At 65.6% G+C, this 21,065-nt stretch carries 24 protein-coding genes and 1 pseudogene; 13 read left to right on the top strand and 12 right to left on the bottom strand.

All coding sequences use genetic code 11. The features are described from left to right. Positions 1 to 5: 5 nt before the first annotated feature. Complete coding sequence (locus ACW17Z_RS19455) at positions 6 to 242, bottom strand: hypothetical protein (protein WP_492058599.1); 237 nt, start codon at positions 240 to 242, stop codon at positions 6 to 8. A 124-nt stretch (positions 243 to 366) separates the two neighbouring features. Further along, positions 367 to 735, bottom strand: coding sequence for a hypothetical protein (locus ACW17Z_RS19450; RefSeq protein ID WP_492058597.1), 369 nt, complete (start codon positions 733 to 735; stop codon positions 367 to 369). A gap of 490 nt (positions 736 to 1,225) precedes the next feature. On the opposite strand from ACW17Z_RS19450, the gene ACW17Z_RS19445 reads away from it, so the two are divergent. From ACW17Z_RS19445 to ACW17Z_RS19385, 13 genes and pseudogenes are all read left to right on the top strand, one after another. Beyond that, positions 1,226 to 1,573: a hypothetical protein gene (locus tag ACW17Z_RS19445; RefSeq protein WP_492058596.1), complete on the top strand. Its 348-nt coding sequence runs from the start codon at positions 1,226 to 1,228 to the stop codon at positions 1,571 to 1,573. A 140-nt stretch (positions 1,574 to 1,713) separates the two neighbouring features. Next, the gene (locus ACW17Z_RS19440) at positions 1,714 to 2,148 is read left to right on the top strand and encodes a heavy metal-responsive transcriptional regulator (protein WP_492058595.1); all 435 of its coding nucleotides are present in this window, start codon (positions 1,714 to 1,716) and stop codon (positions 2,146 to 2,148) included. Between the two features lie 39 nt (positions 2,149 to 2,187). After that, the gene (locus tag ACW17Z_RS19435) at positions 2,188 to 2,406 is read left to right on the top strand and encodes a hypothetical protein (RefSeq protein ID WP_492058594.1); all 219 of its coding nucleotides are present in this window, start codon (positions 2,188 to 2,190) and stop codon (positions 2,404 to 2,406) included. Between the two features lie 67 nt (positions 2,407 to 2,473). Next, positions 2,474 to 2,824 carry a hypothetical protein gene (locus tag ACW17Z_RS19430; RefSeq protein WP_492058593.1) on the top strand — a complete coding sequence of 117 codons (351 nt, stop codon included), beginning with the start codon at positions 2,474 to 2,476 and terminating at the stop codon, positions 2,822 to 2,824. A gap of 65 nt (positions 2,825 to 2,889) precedes the next feature. After that, on the top strand, positions 2,890 to 3,147 hold the full coding sequence (locus tag ACW17Z_RS19425) for a hypothetical protein (protein ID WP_492058592.1): 258 nt from the start codon (positions 2,890 to 2,892) through the stop codon (positions 3,145 to 3,147). Positions 3,148 to 3,172: 25 nt separating this feature from the next. Further along, positions 3,173 to 3,430, top strand: coding sequence for a hypothetical protein (locus ACW17Z_RS19420; protein WP_492058590.1), 258 nt, complete (start codon positions 3,173 to 3,175; stop codon positions 3,428 to 3,430). A 634-nt stretch (positions 3,431 to 4,064) separates the two neighbouring features. Further along, a pseudogene (locus ACW17Z_RS19415) lies at positions 4,065 to 4,223 on the top strand (hypothetical protein); the annotation flags it as partial. A gap of 62 nt (positions 4,224 to 4,285) precedes the next feature. After that, entirely contained in the window at positions 4,286 to 4,720 is a 435-nt protein-coding gene (locus ACW17Z_RS19410) for a four-helix bundle copper-binding protein (protein ID WP_492058832.1), read from the top strand. Between the two features lie 198 nt (positions 4,721 to 4,918). Then, the gene (locus ACW17Z_RS19405; protein WP_492058831.1) at positions 4,919 to 5,263 is read left to right on the top strand and encodes a hypothetical protein; all 345 of its coding nucleotides are present in this window, start codon (positions 4,919 to 4,921) and stop codon (positions 5,261 to 5,263) included. A gap of 154 nt (positions 5,264 to 5,417) precedes the next feature. After that, positions 5,418 to 6,938: an aldehyde dehydrogenase family protein gene (locus tag ACW17Z_RS19400; RefSeq protein ID WP_492058829.1), complete on the top strand. Its 1,521-nt coding sequence runs from the start codon at positions 5,418 to 5,420 to the stop codon at positions 6,936 to 6,938. Between the two features lie 24 nt (positions 6,939 to 6,962). After that, positions 6,963 to 7,988 (top strand): alcohol dehydrogenase AdhP, encoded by a 1,026-nt coding sequence (adhP, locus tag ACW17Z_RS19395; RefSeq protein ID WP_492058828.1) that lies wholly within the window; start codon positions 6,963 to 6,965, stop codon positions 7,986 to 7,988. A 75-nt stretch (positions 7,989 to 8,063) separates the two neighbouring features. Beyond that, positions 8,064 to 9,767: a copper resistance system multicopper oxidase gene (locus ACW17Z_RS19390; protein WP_492058840.1), complete on the top strand. Its 1,704-nt coding sequence runs from the start codon at positions 8,064 to 8,066 to the stop codon at positions 9,765 to 9,767. A gap of 2 nt (positions 9,768 to 9,769) precedes the next feature. Beyond that, complete coding sequence (locus tag ACW17Z_RS19385; protein ID WP_492058839.1) at positions 9,770 to 10,690, top strand: copper resistance protein B; 921 nt, start codon at positions 9,770 to 9,772, stop codon at positions 10,688 to 10,690. A 74-nt stretch (positions 10,691 to 10,764) separates the two neighbouring features. Here ACW17Z_RS19385 and ACW17Z_RS19380 read toward each other — a convergent pair whose 3' ends face one another. The 10 genes from ACW17Z_RS19380 to ACW17Z_RS19335 all read right to left on the bottom strand — a co-directional run bounded on the left by ACW17Z_RS19380 (position 10,765) and on the right by ACW17Z_RS19335 (position 20,548). Then, a complete protein-coding gene (locus ACW17Z_RS19380; protein WP_492058826.1) occupies positions 10,765 to 11,307 on the bottom strand; it encodes a response regulator in 543 nt (180 codons plus the stop codon). A gap of 75 nt (positions 11,308 to 11,382) precedes the next feature. Continuing rightward, positions 11,383 to 12,009, bottom strand: coding sequence for a response regulator transcription factor (locus ACW17Z_RS19375; RefSeq protein ID WP_492058824.1), 627 nt, complete (start codon positions 12,007 to 12,009; stop codon positions 11,383 to 11,385). Beyond that, positions 11,999 to 13,534, bottom strand: coding sequence for a PAS domain-containing sensor histidine kinase (locus ACW17Z_RS19370; protein ID WP_492058822.1), 1,536 nt, complete (start codon positions 13,532 to 13,534; stop codon positions 11,999 to 12,001). The genes ACW17Z_RS19375 and ACW17Z_RS19370 overlap by 11 nt, the downstream gene beginning before the upstream one ends. Positions 13,535 to 13,900: 366 nt before the next feature. Beyond that, positions 13,901 to 14,830 carry a copper homeostasis membrane protein CopD gene (gene copD / locus ACW17Z_RS19365; RefSeq protein ID WP_492058821.1) on the bottom strand — a complete coding sequence of 310 codons (930 nt, stop codon included), beginning with the start codon at positions 14,828 to 14,830 and terminating at the stop codon, positions 13,901 to 13,903. Between the two features lie 4 nt (positions 14,831 to 14,834). After that, positions 14,835 to 15,203 carry a copper homeostasis periplasmic binding protein CopC gene (copC, locus tag ACW17Z_RS19360; protein WP_492058819.1) on the bottom strand — a complete coding sequence of 123 codons (369 nt, stop codon included), beginning with the start codon at positions 15,201 to 15,203 and terminating at the stop codon, positions 14,835 to 14,837. Between the two features lie 101 nt (positions 15,204 to 15,304). Then, complete coding sequence (locus ACW17Z_RS19355) at positions 15,305 to 15,790, bottom strand: DUF411 domain-containing protein (protein WP_492058817.1); 486 nt, start codon at positions 15,788 to 15,790, stop codon at positions 15,305 to 15,307. Between the two features lie 16 nt (positions 15,791 to 15,806). Then, a complete protein-coding gene (locus ACW17Z_RS19350; protein ID WP_492058816.1) occupies positions 15,807 to 16,898 on the bottom strand; it encodes an acyltransferase family protein in 1,092 nt (363 codons plus the stop codon). Between the two features lie 140 nt (positions 16,899 to 17,038). Next, positions 17,039 to 17,536, bottom strand: coding sequence for a YybH family protein (locus ACW17Z_RS19345; RefSeq protein WP_492058814.1), 498 nt, complete (start codon positions 17,534 to 17,536; stop codon positions 17,039 to 17,041). A 37-nt stretch (positions 17,537 to 17,573) separates the two neighbouring features. Next, positions 17,574 to 18,734 (bottom strand): copper resistance protein B, encoded by a 1,161-nt coding sequence (locus ACW17Z_RS19340; RefSeq protein ID WP_492058812.1) that lies wholly within the window; start codon positions 18,732 to 18,734, stop codon positions 17,574 to 17,576. Continuing rightward, positions 18,731 to 20,548: a copper resistance system multicopper oxidase gene (locus ACW17Z_RS19335; protein WP_492058810.1), complete on the bottom strand. Its 1,818-nt coding sequence runs from the start codon at positions 20,546 to 20,548 to the stop codon at positions 18,731 to 18,733. The genes ACW17Z_RS19340 and ACW17Z_RS19335 overlap by 4 nt, the downstream gene beginning before the upstream one ends. Positions 20,549 to 21,065 lie beyond the last annotated feature (517 nt).

Below are 21,065 nucleotides of genomic sequence, written 5' to 3'. Positions count from 1 at the left end.
GGTCCCTAGCCTTGGGGCGAGGCGGTGGCGGGCTCCGCCGCGCCAGCCTTGCGGGGCATCATTCCGCAGTCGGCCGGCATGTCGCAGACGCGGACCGCGGTGCGAAAGACATCCTTGGGGTTGGACGGCGGGGCCTCCGTGCGCAGATGGCTGCAGGCGGGGAAGGTGGCGGCGAGGGCGGCCGAGGCGCCGAAGGTCAGGCCGGCGGCCAGGGCGCCCAGGAGGGCGTGACGCAGGGTCATGGGGTCGTTCCTTGAGATCGTGATCTGAAAGGCCCGCGAAGGGGCAAGCGACCGCGCCATTCGACCGCGTGCGATAACGCACAACGGCGGGCGCGGGAGCGTCAGACCGGCGGTTGGCCGGTCGTCAGATCAGCGATCTTGGAGGCGGGTCTTCCTGGCCCGGATCATGGGTCCGGCCGCTAGTGTTCGACCAGTGCGTCTCGATCCGGTAGGCGATCGGGGAATAGTCGATCGCGCCCTTACCCGGCACGGCGACAGCCAAGGCGCAACTGGTCGCGCAGGCTCGGGCGCAGTCCTTGGCCGACATCGCCTTGCCATGGTCGCAGCAAGGGTCCTGGGCGGCGTCCGAAGCCGTGGCGGCCGCGGGCATGGCCATGCTCATGGCGCTCATGTCCATGCCCGTCATATCGCAATCGGCCTGGGCGGCGTTGACCGCCAGCGGGCTGAAGGCGAGGGCCAGGGCGGCCAGGAAAGCGAGCGCATGTCTCAGCATGGCGTCACCATAGCGCCGCGACCCGCCGGCGTCATCAGGCGTTGACGACGGAAGGGCTGCGGCTCCTGACCATGGGACCATAAAAGATGGGGTTCGAGATCTCACCCGAAGGTCAGGACGTTAGCCGGTGGCGCGAGTGGATCGGCTACGAGCCGCCCACCAAGGGCCTCGGCCGACGCACGCTTCGCTTGGCGGCGGCATACGCCCACCGGTGCGTGCAGCAGATGATAGGCGACGCCGCGGACCATTTCGGGCTCGTGCCCGGAGCTTGACCCGCAGTCGCGGCCCGTTGCCAGCCGCGCTGCAATCGCCAGCGAAAGCAGCCTGAAGGTCGGTCGAGGCCCGCCGTCGCCCCCTGAACAGACCCTCGTACAAATACGAGGTGTGGCATCTACGTATGCCGGGCCGGGACCTTGGACCTTACTCCTAGTGACGAAGACAAGCTCTTCCCTCCGCGCCCTCGCGGCGCTCAACCTGAAAGGAGACCACCGTGAAAAAGACCGTTCTCGCTGCTCTGGCCGGCATTGCTCTGCTGTCCGCCACCCCCGTCCTCGCCCAGGGCATTGGCCACACCTTCTTCATGCGCGGCTCGATCGTCGACACCGACAAGACCGGTACGGTGATCTGCATCGGCAAGGCCGATGGGGCCGAGGTCGGCCAAAGCCTGGAGGTCTATCGCGTCAAGGCCGCTCCGGGCCCGGGCAAGGGAGGTCCGTCCTATCGCCGTGATCTCGTCGGGCACGTGACGATCGATCATGTCTTCGATGACCACTTCGCCCATGCCCGCGTCACCGACGGCAAGCCGGCCAAGAACGACCTCGTCGAGCTTCGCCGCTAGTGATGTATCGGGGGCGGCTCGGTCCGCTCCCGCCTTCGCGGTCCAGGGCATCGCGGCGTGTCTGTTCGGGAACTTCCGGGCGGACCACATGCCTCGCTTAACCCTGGACCACGGTCCACCCTGCAGAAGGGCCGGATGCCATGGGATTCTTCAAGATCGGCGACCTCGCCGGCGCCGCCGGCGTCAGTCGCGACACCATCCGCTATTACGAACGAACCGGCCTTTTCCCGGCGCCAGGTCGATCGGTCGCGGGCTATCGCCTCTATAGCGACGCCGACCTACTCCGACTCAAATTCATCCGCTCGGGCCAAGATCTGGGCTTCACGCTCGCCGAAACCGGGGAGCTTCTCGCCCTCCAGGCCTCGGATACCGCCCAGGCTTCGGCCGTGCTCGCAATGACGCGCGACAAGATTCGCCAGGCGCAGACGCGCGTCAATGAGCTCAACCGGATCAGGACGATCCTCGAGAGCCTCGCGGCGGCGTGTCCGGGCGAGGCCCCGGCCAGCGACTGCCCCATCCTGAGTTTCATCTCGGCCAGACCCAGCGCGCCGGCCTCGCAAGACCAGACCAAATGACCCGAGGGGCACTGTGCCCCCAACATTAAAGGAGCGACCATGAAGACCTTCACGCTTGCCGCCCTCTCTATCGCCACGCTTCTCAGCGCGTGCGCGACGACTCCGCCGACCGAAAGTCAGATCGCCAGTTGTCGTGCGATGGAAGGCGACATGGGCCTGGCCGCCCGACACGACCATGCGGAGATGAAGGGCCAAGGTCCCAACCCCATGAACCTGTCGCACGACCGCTGCCGTCAAATTCTGAAGTCGTCGCAATAACCGGCTCTACCGGACCCGCGCGGCGGGTCCGGTAGAGCCGTCCATGCCCAGGAAAGGAATCCTACCAATGAGAACCGACCGCAACCTGCATTTCAAACTGCTCGGCGGCGTCGCTGTCATGGCCGCGCTGGCGCTCGGCGGATGCAATCGCGACAACGCCGCCGGCGGCGCGACGGCGCCGGCCGCCTCGACCACCTCGACCGCCGCCAGCAGCGGCGCGCCCGCCGCAGCCGCTCCGATCCCGGCGACGCCCCCCGCCGCCGATGCGGCGACGGGCGACCGCCCCGAGAGCGACATGGAGGCCATGGAACGCCACCATCAGCAGGCGATGGACCATGCCCAGATGCGGGCCGGAAGCTCGAAGCCGGACGCCGCTCCGCCGGCGGACAGTCCGCCCGCGCCAATGAAAGACATGTAAGCCGCGGCGGAGAGGGGGATGCCCAAACAGCTTTCGACCGTGCTCTCCTGCCGGTGGCGCTGCTGATGACGTCGCCCGTGTTGCGCGGTGCTGCGCAAGACGCCGACGAGCACGCCGCGCATCACGCCGCCGCCCAAGCGCCGCCGGATACGATGCAAACCAGCCTCGCGCCAGCCGCCGCCATGATGGAGAAGATGGAGAAGATGGAGAAGCAGGCGGGTTGTTGCGGGCCGGGCCAGTACAATGGTCCGTTCTTTTCTTTTTTCGCGGCTGCTCGGCCTGCCCAGCCTCTCACCCAAGGCCCGCCAAGCGCTTGCGCTTGAGGCCGACGCTCGGGCGTATCGCGGGATGGTCCTGGCGGCCGAGGGTTCCGCCGAGGCGATGCAGGCCGAAAGCCTGGATGAGCGGGCCGCGATCGCCCGGAAGCTTCGGGAGGGCTCCGATCTCTACGCCAGCGGCGCAGCCGGCAAGAGCGCCCTCGAAGGCGAGACCTCGGGACCAGCCGTCGCGACCAACTGGTTCCCACGCAGCTTTCGGTCGGAACCATCCTGTCGGGTGAGCACGCCGCCCATCCGTTTGGGATTTCGCCGTCCCATCTGCTCCTGATGCTGTTTATCGCGCTCGTGAGCGCCAGCCTCATTGGCCTTCAGCTCTTCGGTCTGCAACGCATCCGCAAGCTCGTTGCGGGTGGGCCGACGTCCGCAACGGCTTCCGGAACTCCCGGTTCTGTCCCAGCCGGAAACGACCGAAGAGTTGGGCCGCCGGCTCCGCCGGCTGCAGCCGCCCCCGACACCCTAAAAGCCTAGGGCGCGATGGCCTTGAGCAACGCCCCGAGTCCAGCCGGAGCGGCATTGCGAAAGCCGACCAGCTGGAAGGGTTAGCTCCGCGTGGTGCAGATCATCCGCGAGACGCCCACCATCCTGACATTCCGCTTTCGCCGATCCTTCCGCCGATCGGCTGCCTTTCGACTTCCTTCCCGGGCAGTTTCTGCAGGTCGAGGTGGAAGCTGACCTGGCAAACAGGCGCGCAGGTCCTACACGATCGCCTCTTCACCGACGCAGCGCGCTTTGTCGAGCTTTCCGTAAAGCGCGAAGAGCAAGGCGCTATTTCGAGGTTTCTACATTATCATGTGAAGATCGGAGACCTGGTCAATGTCTCCGGCCCTTTCGGCGCCTTCACCTTCGTGGGGACCGACGCCGACAGCATCGTCCTCATCGCGGGCGGCGTCGGGATCACGCCGATGATGTCTGTCCTGCGGTATCCCACCGACACGCCATGGCCGGGTGACATCTTCTTTCTCTATGGGGCGCGGTCCACCGAGGAATTCGTCTTCCGCGAGGAAATCGAGTGTCTCGAACGGCGCCACCAGAACCTGCACGTCTTCGCCGCCATGCAGCGGGCGCCCGGCACGGTCTGGCATGGGACCGAAGGGCCCATCACCAAGGAGATGCTCGCCAGACCATGCACCGTCGCAACATCCTCAACTCCAGCCAGGCGGTCGCCGGGCTCGGCGCCGGCGTCGCCCGCGCCCAGCCCATGGCCATGGGCTCAGGCCCGATGGGGCCGGGCATGTCCCCACAGGCCTGCATCGATGCGTGCGTCGCCACCCATCGCCTGTGCGTGGAGACATCTCGATACAGCCAGAAGGGCGGAGCCCAGGCGGCTCCGGCCCATATCGCCCTGCTCTTGGACTGCGCCGAGCTCTGCCAGGCGACCGCGACCTCCATGATGCGCGGATCGCCGATTCATGCCGTGTTTTGCGATGCCTGCGCGAAAGCCTGCGAGGCTTGCGCGAAGGATTGCGCCGGCTTCGACGACGCGCAACTGCAGCGATGCGCCACAAGCTGCCGCGACTGCGCCGCCAGTTGCGCCATGATGGCGCCGAGCCCTCATTGAACGGCGGATCACGTGAGGGTTCCAAGTCGACGAGGGCCTTTCGGCCTGTCGATCTGCCGGCGCTCCTTGGCGGCATCGCCCATGTGAACTTCACGTATAGGGGCGGGTCGTGCCGCTGCGCATTGTCAGCGCAAGCTGATCCGAGGGCGACGACCGCACGGGCAGCCATTAAGCCGCTCAAACTTTTGGAGATCTCCAATGCGCAAGACGACCTTCCTGCTCGCAGCCCTCGGCGTCCTGACCCTGGCGTCGGGCGCCTCTGCCGAAGACGACATGAAAATGGCGGCTCCGGCGAAACCCGCGGCGGCGGCGCCCAAGGCCACGTCCAGCCAGCAGCATCAGCAAGGCATGCAGCACGGCGGCCAGGCGATGCACGACCAAATGATGAAGGATCACGCGACGGGCATGGCCGCGATGCCCACCAAGAAGGATGCGCCAGCGGCCGCAGGCATGACGATGGGCTGTTGCAAGGACAAGAAGGCGCCCGCCATGGCTGCCGACAAGCCCGCCGATGCCCCGATGCCCATGAAAGACGACATGTAAATCGCCCGACCAAGGCACAAATTAAGGCCCGCCTCCGACGCTGGAAGGTGGGCCTTTTTACTTTGGCGCTCATCAATACTGATGTGAAATCTACGTATTCACCTGAACATTAGGCGGTCGATACCCTCGCAACTTGCAAGTCGAGGAGCGAAAAATGTTCGATCAGGCGATAGACACCGTCAAGGCCTCGGCGCTCTTCCGAGACAGGTTCGACAACTGGATTGGCGGGCGCTGGGTCGCCCCGTTGGGCGGGGCCACCTTTATCGATCATAGTCCGATCAACGGTCGCGTGATCGCCGTCTTTGCCGCCTCAGGTGCTGAAGACCTCGAGCTCGCCCTCGACGCGGCGTACGGCGCTAAGGACGCCTGGGCGCGCCTCTCGCCATCGGTTCGCGCCCGAATGCTCAACCGCATCGCCGACCGGCTTGAGGACAATCTCGAACTCTTCGCCCTCGCCGAGACCCTCGACAACGGCAAGCCCATTCGCGAGACGCGCGCTGCGGATGTGCCGCTTGCGATCGACCATTTTCGCTATTTCGCCGGCTGCATCCGCGCCGAGGAAGGCGCGATCTCGACCATCGACGAGAACACGATCGCCTATCATTTCCGCGAGCCGCTAGGCGTCGTCGGCCAGATCATTCCGTGGAACTTCCCATTGCTCATGGCGGCCTGGAAGATCGCGCCGGCCCTGGCGGCGGGAAACTGCACCATCATCAAACCGGCGTCGCAGACGCCGCTCACACTCCTGCTCTTCGCCCAGCTGACGGCTGACATTCTTCCGCCCGGCGTACTCAATGTCCTCACGGGTCCAGGCGCGACGGTCGGTCGGGCGATCGCCGAGAACCCGCGGATCGCCAAGATCTCCTTCACCGGGGAGACGACGACGGGGCGGCAGATCATGCACTACGCCGCCGATCACCTGATCCCCCAGACGATGGAGCTCGGCGGCAAGTCCGCCAATATCTTCATGCCCGACGTCATGGATGCGGACGACGCCTTCCTCGACAAGGCGCTTGAGGGCTTTGCGCTGTTCGCCTTCAACAAGGGGGAGGTCTGCACCTGCCCGTCGCGCGCCCTTGTCCATGAATCGATCTTCGACCGGTTTATGGAAAAGGCGCTGGCGCGGGTCGCCGCCATTCGGCAGGGCGATCCGCTCGACCCCGCCACCCAGATCGGCGCCCAGGCGTCGGAAGACCAACTGCGCAAGATCCTCGGCTATATCGAGGTCGGCAAAGCCGAAGGCGCCGAATGCCTGATTGGCGGCGGCCGGGCCTTTCCCGGCGGCGAGCTCGACCAAGGCTACTTTGTCGAACCGACCGTGTTCGTGGGCGAGAACCTCATGCGGATCTTCCAGGAAGAAATATTCGGGCCCGTTCTCTCCGTGACCCGCTTCAGCAGCCTCGAAGAGGCGATCACGCTCGCAAACGATACGCCCTACGGTCTGGGCGCCGGCGTCTGGTCGCGAAACGGCAATAACGCCTACCGCCTGGGGCGCGCCCTGCAGGCCGGGCGCGTCTGGACCAACTGCTATCACGTCTATCCGGCCCACGCCGCCTTTGGCGGCTACAAGGCCTCGGGCTTCGGGCGCGAGAACCACAAGATGATGCTGGATCACTATCAGCAAACCAAGAACCTCCTCGTCTCCTACGACGAGAAGGCCCTCGGTCTGTTCTGATCGCCTGGAGCAAGGATTAGCCGCATGGAAAAGACGATGAAGGCGGCCGTGGTCCGCGCCTTCGGCCAACCGCTCGTGATCGAGGAAGTCCGGGTGCCAGAGGTGGGGCCCGGCCAGATTCTGGTCAAGATCGCCGCGGCCGGTGTGTGCCATACTGATCTGCATGCCGCCGAAGGCGATTGGCCGGTCAAGCCCAATCCACCCTTCATCCCAGGCCATGAGGGTGTTGGCCATGTCGTCGCCGTCGGCGCCGGCGTCAAGCACGCCCGGGAAGGGGACCGGGTCGGCGTGCCGTGGCTCTACTCCGCTTGCGGACACTGCGTCCATTGCCTCGGCGGGTGGGAGACCCTCTGCGAAACCCAGCAAAACACCGGGTACGCGGTGAACGGCAGCTTCGCCGGCTATGTGATCGCCGACCCGAATTACGTCGGCCACCTGCCCGACAATGTCGGCTTCGTGGAGATTGCGCCCGTGCTGTGCGCCGGGGTCACGGTCTACAAGGGCTTCAAGATGACGGAGGCCAAGCCGGGCGACTGGGTTGCGATCTCCGGCATCGGCGGTCTTGGGCATATGGCCGTCCAGTATGCCAAGGCGATGGGGTTCAACGTCGCCGCCGTCGATATCGATGACCAGAAGCTTGCCCTGGCCGCGCGGCTTGGCGCGAGCTTGACGGTCAACGCGCTTCACGACGACCCGGTCGCGGTGATCAAGAAGGAAATCGGCGGCGCGCACGGCGTTCTGGTGACGGCCGTATCGCCAAAGGCCTTCGCCCAGGCGTTGGGCCTCGTCCGCAGAGGCGGCACGGTCGTCCTCAACGGGCTTCCACCCGGCGATTTCCCGCTGTCCATCTTCGACACCGTGCTCAACGGCATCACCATCCGCGGTTCCATCGTCGGCACCCGGCTCGACCTACAGGAGGCCTTGGGCTTCGCGGGCGAGGGCAAGGTCCACGCCACCGTCTCCACGGATCGGCTGGAGAACGTCAACCAGGTCTTCGACCGCATGCGCCGAGGCGAAATCGAAGGGCGGGTCGTGCTCGACCTGAGCTGATCGGCTCAAGGCCGTTCGCCCGTGCGTGACCTTCACGCCGATCGTCACCTCACCACCCGATTGAAAGAGACCGCGATGCCACCCACCAGCCCGTTCGCCTTCCCATTGGGGCGGCGCCAATTTGCTCGCAGCCTCGCGATGGGGGCATCGCTGGCGCTCCTCGGGAACCATGCCTGGGCCGCCTCGCCTCAGGCCGCGACGACCGAACTCAAGGGGGTGAAATTCGATCTGGAGATCAGCAAGATCGCGGTCAACTACAGCGGGAAGGCCCGCTTTGCGACCGCCGTGAACGGCGTCGTCCCAGGTCCGGTTCTCCGCTTCCGCGAAGGCGACGTGGTCACCATCCGGGTCACCAATCGGCTCGATGAAATGACCAGCATACATTGGCACGGGTTGATCGTGCCCGCCGAGATGGATGGGGTCCCTGGGATCAGCTTCGGCGGGATCGCCCCGGGTGAGACCTTCACCTACAGCTTCAAAGTCCGACAACGCGGCACCTACTGGTACCACGCCCACACCCTCGCCGAGCAGACGGGGTTGTTCGGCGCAATCATCATCGACCCTCCCGCAGGGTCCGATCCCGACAAGACGGTGCAGCGGGACCATGTGGTCATGCTCAGCGACTGGACGGACGAAGCGCCGCTGCAGGTCTTTCTCAATCTGAAGAAGCAGAGCAGCTACTACAATTTCGCGCAGCCGACCGCAGGCGATTTTCTCAAGGACGTCAAGGTTCTGGGCCTGGAGCAGGCGCTCGAGCGACGACGCATATGGAGTCGCGCTCGCATGAACCCGACGGACTACAGCGACATTTCGGCGGCGACCTACACCTATTTGCTGAACGGCGCCGCGCCGGCCCAAAACTGGACGGCCATTGCTCTGCCGGGCGAGAAGGTGAGGCTTCGCTTCATCGGGGCGGGCACGGCGACATTCTTCGACATCAGGGTTCCCGGTCTTCCGTTGACGGTCGTCGCGACGGACGGGCAGCCTGTGCAGCCGGTTACCGTCAACGAATTCCGCATCGGTCCGGGTGAGACCTACGATGTTGTTTTCACCATGCCGGAGGATCGGGCCTACACGATTTTCGCGCAATCGATGGATCGCACGGGCCACGCGCGCGGCACGATCGCGCCCCGCATGGCGATGGTCGGGGACGTACCGACGCTGGACCCGAGGCCCTGGCTGGATCCGGTCGACATGATGGGCGCCATAGCGACCATGGACATGCCGGCCGGCGGACATGGAATTATGGAGACGCCGCCCAAGGCGCGGCACGCCAGGACCGAGTATGGCGCCAACACCGACATGCGCGTCGACTATCCCCGCACCACGCTCGACGACCCCGGGGCCGGCCTACGCGACCGAACATGGCGGGTCCTGACCTATGCCGACCTAAAGTCGACTGGACCCGATCCTGATCCACGCGAGCCCGAGCGCGAAATCGAACTTCATCTCACGGGCAATATGGAGCGCTTTGTCTGGACCCTGGACGGCGTCAAGTTGAACGATTCCAAGCCCTTGCATTTCCGGCCAAACGAGCGGCTGAGGATTATCCTGGTGAACGACACGATGATGAGCCACCCCATGCACCTGCATGGCATGTGGAGCGACCTTGAGACGCCGGGCGGCGAATTTCAGGTTCGCAAGCACACAATCGCCGTCCAGCCGGCGCAGCGGGTCAGCTTCCGTGTCACGGCCGACGCGATGGGACGATGGGCGTTTCATTGCCATCTGCTCTACCACATGGCCGCCGGCATGTTCCGCGAGGTGGTGGTCGCATGAAAATGCCTCGCACCTTCCCCATGATCGCCCTTGGCTTGGCCTGCGCCATCGCCGTTCCCACGGCGGTCTTCGCTCAGGCGGCGACGGGTCAGCCCCCCGAGCGCCCGACGAACGCGCACGATCACAGCGCCATGGCGATGCCTGGCATGGAGGCCCCCACGTCCGCCCAGAGCCCGCCGATGGACATGGGCGCGATGCAGGGGGGGACTGCGCCAGCCAACGCGCGCAATAGCGACGACTATGCGGATGGCTATCGAAATTCGACGCTCGCCAACTATGAAATGGCGGACAAGCTGTCGGTGCCGAAGGTGTTGGTGGAGGAACTGGAGGTCTTCTCCGGCAACGAAGGCCAGGGCGGCAGTTGGTCGTTTCTCGTCACCAAGGGCCAGGACAACGACAAGCTTTGGATCCGCAGCCAAGGCCTGAAGACCTCTGGGGAGAGGCTCGATCCTGAAACCAGCGCTGAGGCGCTATGGTGGCACAGCAAGGCGCCGTTCTGGGGAACGGTCTTGGGCTTTCGTCAAGATATCGGCAAGGGGGCGACCACTTGGCTCGCCGTCGGCGTGGAAGGCCTGGCGCCCAATTGGTTCGATGTGCAGCTAACCGGCTATGTCGGCGACGATGGCCGAATCGCCGCACGCGTGAAGGCTTCCCGCGACGTCCTACTCACCAATCGCCTGATCTTTTCGCCGCAAGTTGAATCCAACCTCTACAGCAAAGCTTCGCGCGACCGCGCCTTGGGCGGTGGCCTGAGCAATGTGGAATTGAGCGGACGTCTTCGCTACGAGTTCAGCCGCAAGCTTGCGCCCTATGTCGGGTTTGTCTGGGAGCAGGCGTTTGACGGCACGGCCGACATTCGGCGCGCCGACGGCGGGCCGGTGACCGAACGCCGTATCGTCGCCGGCGTGCGGCTCTGGTGGTGAGGTCTTGGCGTTCGGTCGCCGCCTTGGCGGCGTTCGCCACGGCTTGGCCCAGGTCGTGACCCACTGATCAGCGATTAGGCCGGCGGCTCCTCGAAGTCGCCGCCGCCATGGCTTGGTCCGTCACTGCATGGGCTGACGCATCCTGCAGTATGACGGCCGTGCTCGTCGCCGACCGCAGGCTGGGCGTTATCGGATGCTGCGCGGTCCGGGCGATCCGCACGATCGTGAGCTTGCTGGTGTCGGGCGACGGCTTCGAGCAGGGCCCTGTAGAGAAGCGGCTTGGCGATCACATCGTCAAAGCCGGCCCGCCGCGCCCGCTGTTCCAATTTTCGGTCGTGATAGGCCGAGATCAGGATGGCGCTGCCTTCCCAGCCTTTGTGCCTGAGGCCCGCCAGAAGCGTCAGGCCGTCAATGTCGGGCATGCGGTAGTCGACGATCAGGCAATCGCCGCGCATTGCCTGGGGGTCGGCCAGAACAGCGCTTGCGCTGGTATACCCGCGCACGTGGTGCCCGCGGGACCGCAGCATCAGCTGGATCGACCGGCGGACAGTGTGGTCGTCATCCGACAGCAGGATCGTGAAGCGCTGCTGGGCTGGATCGCCACGATTTGGAGGCATGGTTGGCTCGCGCTTGCGCAGATGGGGTCAACCCACCCTCTCAGACGCGCGGCGCTGCGCCTCTACGTAAAGGTCCTAGCGCTTCTCGCTGCGTCCCATGCCGGCGGCGAAGGCTATCCTCAATGCGTCGGACAGGGTGTGGACGCCGAGCTTGGTCATCAGGCTGGCCCGATGCACCTCGACCGTGCGCGAGGACACGCCCAGATCATAGGCGATGGTCTTGTTTGGGAATCCCTGTGCAAGGCCCTCCAGCACTTCCTGTTCGCGCGGCGTCAAGGCTGCGACACGCACCAGGGCTTCCCTCTCCTCGGTCGCCCTGACGTCCGCGCGCTCAAGGCGCGCGAACGACCGCACGATCGCCTCCAGCAAGGCTGCCTTCTCGAACGGCTTTTCGAGGAAATCGATGGCGCCGGCCTTCATCGCCTGCATGGCGATCGAGATATCGCCGTGACCGGTGAACACCACCACCGGCATATTGACACCGCGGCTCGACATCTCAGCTTGAACCTGAAGCCCGTCCATATCAGGCATTCGAACATCGAGGAGCACGCAGCCTGGTTCGGCGCCGCGCGCGACCTGGAGGAATTCGGTCCCGGAAGCATAGGCCTGGACGAGATACCCAGACGTTCGCAGCATGAACCCCAATGACTTTCGGATCGCCTCTTCGTCATCGACGAGATGCACAACGCGCTTATCCCCCATGCTTTTCCTCCACCCGCGCCTGTATAAGTGTGAACCGGAAGGCTGTTCCGCCGCCCGGCAGGGCGTCGGCCCAGATGCGACCGCCATGCGCTTCGATGATGGTTCGGCAGATCGAGAGGCCCAGCCCCATGCCCTCGGCCTTGCTGCTGACGAAGGCCTCGAAAAGCCGCGGAAGGATCTCAGTAGCGATGCCCGGCCCGGTGTCCTCGACAGACGTCTCGATCAAGCCGTCGGACCGAAGCAAGGTCGATACGGTCAGTTCGCGCACCTCCGAGGCGGTCATGGCCTCAACGGCGTTGCGCATCAGATTCACCAGAACCTGTTGGATCTGCACCCGATCCACGAGGGTCGACGTCGCCCTTGGGTCGAACCTGAACAGACTCTGAACGCCACGCTCACGGGCGCCCACCAAGGCGAGCTTTGCAGCGTCCTCGATCAGCTGCGGCATATCCTCGATGCTTTGGTCCACGTCGCCGCGCGCGACGAAATCACGAAGGCGTCGGACGATATAGCCCGCGCGCAGCGTCTCGCTCGCCGCCTCCCCGAGCGCTTCGCGAAGTGTGGATCGGTCGATCGCTCCGTTCTCCGCCAGCAAATCGCGGAGGGTCTCGAGATAGTTGGCCACCGCTGTTAGAGGCTGGTTGAGCTCATGGGCGAGGGTGGCCGCCATCGTTCCCATGGCGCTTAGACGGGAGACATGCACGAGCTCGGCCTGTAGCTCCTTGAGCCGCAATTCGTCACGTTCCCTTGCGGTCAGGTCGCGAATGAAGCCGGTGAAGATCCGGCTTCCATGCTCGCCAGCTTCGCCAACCGACAGTTCCATGGGGAATGTCGTTCCGTCGCGGCGTAGGCCGACGACGATGCGACCGGTGCCGATGACGCGACGCTCACCTGTGTCAAGATAATGCACGATATACTGATCATGACGCGCCCTGTCCGGCTGCGGCATCAGACAGGAGACGTTCTTGCCCAGCAGCTCGCTCTCCATGTAGCCAAAGAGGTGTTCGGCTGCGGCGCTGAACGAGTTGATCGTGCCACGCTCGTCGATGATGATCATGGCGTCGGGAACAGTGGCGAGAATGGACTGCAGATGTTGCTCCCGAGCCTTGATCGCGCCTCGGATGGCTGCATCCTCCGTGATGTCGCGAACGATGCAGCCGAAGCCCCGGAGAACGTCGCTGTCCTCCCACAGCGGATTTATCGTGAGCCGCGCAAGATACTCGGAGCCGTCGTGACACACGCGCCACGCGTCGCGTTCCAGGACGCCGTCTCGCGCCGCATCGGACAGATCGGCGGCAGGGCGTCCCTCCACAATTTCGTCGGGCGAGTAGAAGAGCGCGTGGGAATGCCCGCGCACTTGCTCCCGAGGCCAACACCCCACCACCCCCGTCGCGTCATTCAGATCGATGATGATGCCTGCGGGATCGAGCAACACGAGGGCGTACCCGCTCGCCTGGCGCAGCATCAAGGCTGCAAGAATTGCTTCCTCCAAGCTTGCGCCGGCGTTCCCGTCGCGGGCGTTCATGTCGATCTCCGCGAACGGTCAAGTCGCTTGGGTGGGCAAGGGTTCTGCGGTCGATTGGCGCTGTGCAGGCTGCAAACTGTTCGGGTGCATGAGGTCCTCGCCGGCCAGCGTGCATCCGCCCGGATTTTCCTTTCGTGGAAGCACCAAACATGCATCAAGGGGTCTCTCAAAGAAGCGCGCTCAAGGGGATACGCGCCCGGTCGGGCCGCCCCCTCACACGCTCAGAACCTAAGGTCCTTTTCGAAAGCGCTCGATGCGGGGCGCACGATCAACGAAGTAATGCTGGACCCGAGCTGGGAGAGCCCCAACCTAGGATCGATGAAGGCCTTCACGGGCATTGACGGTGGAAGAACCTTCCCGCCGCGGTCAGAGCGACGCTGGTGGGGCGAGCGTTCCAAGCCAACTGACCAGGATCAGAACCGAGAAGCCGGCGGCCGATTCCACCAGCAGGCTTCTCCGCAGGGCCACTAGCGCTGAGGCGGGATCCAGGCTGGCGAGCGCCCGCTGCAGTCGCGGCGTCAGCACGAAGCGGTTGAGCGCGGCCAGGCCCAACATCAGTGCGAAGACACAGAGCTTGGCCAGGAGCACGGCTCCCCAGGTAGTCGAAGCCATATCGAGGATATGAGTAGGTCCCACCAGGAACCAGCTGCTGATGAGGCCGGTCAGCACCAGCGTGGCTACGACCAAGGAGCCGACGCCGGAAAATCCCTCCAGCGCCCCGTAAAGCGCTTGCAGGGCGGCGGCCTGCGCCCGGCGCACGCTGAGAACCAGGAGGAGCAGGGCGGCCAAAGCGCCCAGCCAGACCCCGGCGGCGAGGAGGTGGAGGATGTCGGCGGCCAGCTTGAAGAGGCCCGCCGCCCCTTCGCCGTCAGCGCCGTGTCCGCTCCAGGCGAAGGTGGCCAGGGCTACAGCACCCAGCCCGGCGCTGGCGCGCCAGAGATTGGTCGAGGGATGCAAGGTCGCGGCGACCGCCAAGGCCGCCAGGCTCGCGGTCGCGCGGGTCATGACCGAGACACCGAACTGGGTGCCGGTCGCCACCATGACTAGAGCCTCCGGGTCGAGGGCGCCGGCAAGCGCGCCGGTCATCATTGCCGTCTGGGCCAGCAGCGCCAGGCCGCAACCGGTCGCCGTCAGTAGGCCGGCGACCACGACCAGTCCCTTCGTCCCGGCGCTGGTTCGCGCCGCGCAGGGGCCATCGGCGGGCAGGCCGTAGAGGTAGAAGAGCGGCGCGCCAAACAGCATCGCCGCCCCGGCATACTGGACAAGGCGCGCCAGAACGACAAGCGACTCGATCATCGTCCTAACGGACCGTGAAGCTGTAGGTGCCGTTGATGCGATGGGCGTCGGCGGTGACCACGCGCCAGCTGACCTTGTAGGCGCCGGGCGCCAGCGGCGCGGCCAGGGCGCCGTCGATGACCATCCCGCCCATGGCGACCTTGATCTTGACCGGCACGGCGCCGCCCGAGGCTTTGGCGATTTCGAAGCTGGAGAACTTGGCTTCGAGCTTCTCGCTGAATTTCAGGCTGATCGCCTTGGGGGCGGCGACCGTGGTGTCGGGCGCTGGATTGGCGCTGACCAGCTTGGCGTGGGCGGCGGCCTGGGAAGCGGCGAGCATCAGGCCGCCTGCGGCGATCATCGCCAGGACGGTGGAGGTGGTCTTGGTGGTCATCGGATGTCTCCAAGGTGCGACGCTCTGGTCGCCCACAGATCATACGCGCGGCGCGGGCCCGGTCCCTCGCGGCGAAGCGAAAAATCCACTTCGGGCGCCGATCAGCCGTGGCGCGCGAAAACCCGGGTCCCGCCCTTGGCGTCGAGAAGCAGCAGGGTGGCGTAGGGCTCCACGCCGGCTCCGGGCATTTCCATGCCCGGCGAGCCGATGGGCATGCCCGGGACCGCCAGGCCCAGCGCCTTGGGCCGCTCCTGCAACAGGCGCAGGATGTCGGCCGGCGGCACGTGGCCCTCGATGGTGTAGCCGCCGATCCGCGCGGTATGGCACGAGGACAGGGCGTCGACGACGCCATAGGTCGCGCGCACCGGCGCCAGGTCATCGAGCACGCTGATCGACGGCTTGAGGCCAGCCGCCTTCAGGGCGTCGATCCATTTGGTGCAACAGGCGCAGGTCGGGGTCTTGTAGACTTGGATGGCCAAGGTCTCGGCCCCTTGCGCGCAGGCCGCCAGCAGGCCCGTCGCGCCAGCGGCGAGCAATAGGGCGCGTCGCTGAACGCGGAGGTGTCTTGGAACAGGTCCGTGGATCATCAATCTGACTCGTGGGCTAGAGGTCGGGCGGTTGCGTTCCCGCCGTAGAGATGGCGCCGGCGCGATCCTTGCGACCGCCCCTGCGTCTTAGCCAGCGCCGTGCGGGAACTTCCACGGCCAAATGAAGCGCCAAGGCCGCGGCGATGGTGACGGGAAGCAGAACGCCAATTTCCCACCACGCCATGACATAGGCGCTGGATCGGCCGGTGAGAACTTCCATCGCCCCTTTCCAGATGATCAGAGCCGGAAAGTGGACGAGGTAGAGTGCGAACGACGCTTCGCCGGCCAACAGCATCCAGGGCTTGGAGAGACCTTCGTCAGCGCCGGCCTTCGAGAGGAGGGCCAACCCCAACACGAGTAGGGCGGCGGCTGCGATGATCGCCCGCTCGTCCGCCATCAGGTGCATCAAGGTCACCATCAGCAAAGCCGCCGCCGCCGTCAGGATCGTGGCCCGACGGGGCGTTACGGCAAGGCGTTCGCCCAGTCGGTAAAGTCCCACGCCGGCCAGGAATTCCGGCGCGATGCGCAAGATCCCGAGATTGGCCTCAGCGTGGGCCAGGGGGACGCCGAAGGCGGCGCGATAGGCGGTGTCGAGGCCGGCGAACCCGGCGCACGCCAGCGTCAGAAGGACCAGTGGCCGGTTTCTGAGTTTGTTTCCGATCCAGCCATAGGCGGGGAACAGCAGATAGGCGAACCACTCGGCCGAGAGCGACCAGGAGGGGCCGTTCCACTCGGCGATCAGGCCCGGCGGAAACCAAGCGTGGACCAAGAGCGCCGTCGCCGCCAGGCCGGGACCATTATAGTTGCGGGCGTCGAATGGCGCGCCGACGAGCCGGGCGATCAGCACGATGGCGATCACGCCGGCGAGGATGGCCAGGTGCAGCGGAAAGATGCGGGCGACACGGGCGACTAGGAAGTCGACGTAGCGAAAGGACCCGGTTTCCAGATCGCTGCTATAGGTGTGGGTGAGGACAAACCCCGACAGCATGAAGAAGACATCGACGGCCAATCGGGACCTGGAGATGAGGCCAGTGTAGGCCATATCGTCCAGCGGCCACATGAAATGGTAGTGAAAAAGCACCACGCCAAGGGCCAGGAGAGCCCGCACGCTGGTGAGCGCCGGGAGTGCCGGTGGAAAGGTCGATGCGTGTCCGCCCTGGCGCTTCGCACTCGGCGCCCCCGCTTTGGTCTGGTTCACGCGTCTTCCCCCGCCTCGTTAACAACACCTACGCGCCCGTCCATTCGGATCTATTTCGGTTTGACGGCGTGCGATGACCAATGGATATGGATGATCTTCCAGCCCCGCGCCCCCTTGCGCAGGATCATGGTTTCGGCCGACAGCCGATCCACTGGCTTGCCGTTATAGGTGCCGGTCATGCGGCTTTCGCTGACGATGTAGGCCATGTCGCCGGCGGCATTGCCGGTGCTGGATAACGGCGTGGCGGGCACGGCCTGGGTGAAGGCGGCGTCGGCGGCCAGGTGATGACCAGCATATTCAGCGCGTGAACGCTCGGCGCCGCCTTCCTCCAGGATCAGGACGTCCGGCGCCAGGAAGGTCAGGGCTTTCTGGGCGTCGCCGGCCGCCAAGGCGGCGTGGAAACTGTCGACGGCCAGCTTGGCGGGCCGGGCCGCCTGCTGCACGCTCGCGGATGATGACCCAGCGGCGGGCTTGGCCGGTTCGTGGGCGAGCGCGGAGGCGCCGACCGCCAGCAGGCCAGCCGCCAGCACGGAACTGAGGTGTCGCATTCTCAAGGTCTCCAGCCGCGGGAGCGGCGATTTCCGATCAGAACCAGGCGCGGATCCCGAGCACCAGGCGAGTGTCTTCGACGCCCTCGCCGGCGGCGCGGGCATAATCGGCCGTCTTGCCGAACTTGCGGTCGTAGGTGACGGCGATATAGGGCGCGAACACGCGGCGGATCTCATAGCGAAGCCGGAGGCCCAGTTCGGCGTTCGACAAGCCAGAGCCTACCCCGGTCGCCACGTCGTCTGATGCGGCGAGATTGAACTCCGCACGCGGCTGCAGGATCAGGCGTTGGGTGACGCGTTGGTCGTAGGAACCTTCCAACCGACCCGACAGATCGCCCTTGTTTGACAGGAAGGCCGCGCCGCTGACCTCGAACCAGTAAGGCGCCAGGCCCTCGAAACCGACGGTCGCATAGGTACGGCCGGGGTGCGGCTCGAAGTCGTGCCGCACCCCGGCCTGCAGATTGAAAAAGGGACCGACCGCCCGGGAATAGAGTGCCTGCAGTTCGGCCTGGTCGAGGCCATCGCCGCTGACGCCTTCACCTTCGGACTTGAGCACCAGGCGGTGGATGTCACCTCCAAACCAGGCTTCGCCATCCCAACGATAACTGTCCTTGCCCGACCTGGGCGACCATTCGGCGATGTTGACCGCAACCATGGGGATATTCACGCCGCCATGCTCGAGTCGAAGCTGTCCTCGCGCGGCGGCCATGGCGGCCGGTGAGAACAGCCGGTCGGCGGCGTGGTCGCTTGGCGGCGCTGGCGGCGCCCTCATCGGAACCTCGAGATCTCCGATGGTCGTGCTGGCCTGCGCGGGTGTGCTCATGTCCATGCCCGGCATCGCCGCATGGTCATGAGCAGCCGGATCGGCGGGCATCGACATGCCGGGCATGTCTGAATGGTTCGGGGTCGGCGCGGCCGCCGGCATGGTCATCCCCGGCATCGCCGAATGGTCCATCGGGGCGTCGGCCGGCATGTCATGGCCGGCGTGCGGGTCCGCAGCCGCGGGCGCCGGATGCTGATGATCCGCTGCGGCGGCCCTGCGCTTGATGGGGGCGGGCTTCTTGGCGGGTTTTGTCGCCGGCTTGGCCGGCGCGGCGGGCATGATCATGCCCAGCATCGCCGAATGATCCACGGTCTGGGCCACGGTCGGCCCGGCCAAGGCGAGCGGAGCGAGGCCGATCAGGACGAGCCGGTTCATGCCGCGCCTCCTTCGAGAGGGCGCACGCTGAACACTTGGAACATGCCCGCGTGCATGTGGTAGAGCATATGGCAGTGGAAGGCCCAGTCCCCGGGGTCGGCCGTGAAGTCCCAGGACACCTTGCCGCCGGGCAGCACGATGACGGTGTGCTTGCGGGGGCCGTAGCCGAGCGGCGCATGGGTCAGTTCGAAGAAGTGGCCGTGAAGGTGGATCGGGTGGGCCATCATGGTGTCGTTCACCAACGTGACCCGCACCCGCTCGCCCGTCTCGAAGGAGTACGGCCTGGTGGTGTCGCTGAACTTCTGGCCGTCGAACCCCCACATGAAGCGTTCCATGTTGCCAGTCAGCCGGATCTCCAGCGCGCGGGTCGGCCTGCGCGTGTCCGGATTGGGCGTCAGGGCCACCAGGTCCTTATAGACCAGCACCCTGTGGCCGACGCTTTCCAGGCCCTGGCCGGGCTCGCCCGTGCGATCGCTCGGCATGGGCGCGATCGTCTGTACGCCGGGGCCCAGCTTGACCTGAGGCGCGTTCGAACCGTCGCGCATCGACATCTTCATGCCGCCCATGTCGCCCATCACCTCCGAACCGCGCGGCTTGGGCGCGGCCATCCCCGGCACCGCGGCCATGGCCGCCATGTCCTCGCCCCCCATGTCGTGACCCATGGCGGCGTGGTCCATCCCGGCCATGTCGCCCGAGCCGCCCATGTCCATGCCCATGTCCCTCATGGTGGCCAGCGGGCGCTCGCGCAGCGGCGGGACCGGCGCGGTCATGCCCGCGCGCGGAGCCAGCGTCGCACGGGCCATGCCCGAGCGGTCGACGGTTTCGGCGACCAGGGTGAAGGCCTTGTCCTCGACCGGCTGGACGATGACGTCATAGGTTTCGGCGTTGCCGATCTGGAACTCATCGACCTCGACGGGTTTCACGGTCTGGCCGTCGGCTTCCACCACGGTGATCTTCAGACCCGGAATCCGAACATTGAACATCATCTGCGCGGCGGCGTTGATGAACCGCAGCCGCACCCGCTCGCCTGGGACGAACAGGCCGGTCCAGTTATCGGCCGGGCCATGGCCATTGACCAGGAACGTCATGACCGCGCCGGTGACGTCGGAGATGTCGGTGGGGTCCATGCGCATCTTGCCCCACTCCATCCGCTCCTGGAGCGTCTGGTCCTTACCGGCCAGCAGGCTGGAGAGGGTCTGCTTCTGATAGTTGAAGACGCCGGCCTGCTGCTTCATGCGCTTAAAGATCAGGTGGGGGTGCATGAAGCTGAAGTCGGATAGCACGATCACGTGCTCCCTGTCGTAACCGATTGGATCGGGGCCGGCCGGCTCGATGACCATGGGGCCGTAGTGGCCCTCGGCCTCCTGCAGGCCTGAGTGGCTGTGATACCAGTAGGTGCCCGACTGCTTGACCGGAAACTCGTAGACGAAGGTTTCGCCGGGCGGGATGCCGGGGAAGCTGACGCCTGGAACGCCGTCCATCTGGAACGGCACGAGCAGGCCGTGCCAATGGATCGAAGTCTCCTCATCCAAGGTATTGGTGACCGAAAGCCGCACCGTCTGTCCTTCCTTCAGACGGATCAGCGGCCCAGGCACCGTCCCGTTGATGGTCACCGCGTGGCCCATCTTGCCGCCGATCATCACCTGCGTGTGGCCGATGGTCAGCTTGATGTCCTGCCCCGACAGCGTGGGCAGGGTTGAGACCAGGCCCGGCGTGGCGCTCTGCGCCCAAGCCGGAAAGAGGCTGACGGCCGCCAGGCCTCCGCCCACTACGGCGACGCCCCGCAGGAGCTGCCGACGGTCAAACTGCTTCATCGTTTACGATCCTGCGCGACGGGTGATCAAGATGCGGCGTTGCAATCTCGTCATGGTCAGTACGCTTGAGATCGGACCAAGCCCTCATCGTTGCGACTTTTTTGTCGGTATGTCGTCGGGCTAGGCTTGATGCAGGCCGTGTGGCCCTCTGTACGCCCGTGGCCGATCGCGCCAAGGCTCGCCCGCCCACCGCGCCAGATGGCAAAGCCATGTCCACGGGCTAAATGAAGGAAATGCAAGTGACCTGCGGCGCGATGAGCCTAAAGCCGGTTCGATGCCTGATCACGAGTGACGACCAACCTAGAAAGCGCCCGCAGAGCCATCCAGGCGGAGTATGGCATGCCTCTGCCCTCACGGGGCGCTCTGACCCTACTCTCGGGTTTGGAGGCGAGGCCCCGCCTTGCGTATACTGCATCGACGCCATGTGGTGACAGGCCTCAGCGCAAGTTCTGCACGCCTTCGAGCAAGTCGCCATCACCGGGTCTGCGCCAAATTGCTCACACGACGTCGCGCAGTG

The organism is Caulobacter sp. GSs2, assembly GCF_058680895.1.
Note: the sequence above shows the minus strand (reverse complement) of the source record. Positions and strands in the feature narration are given on the sequence as shown.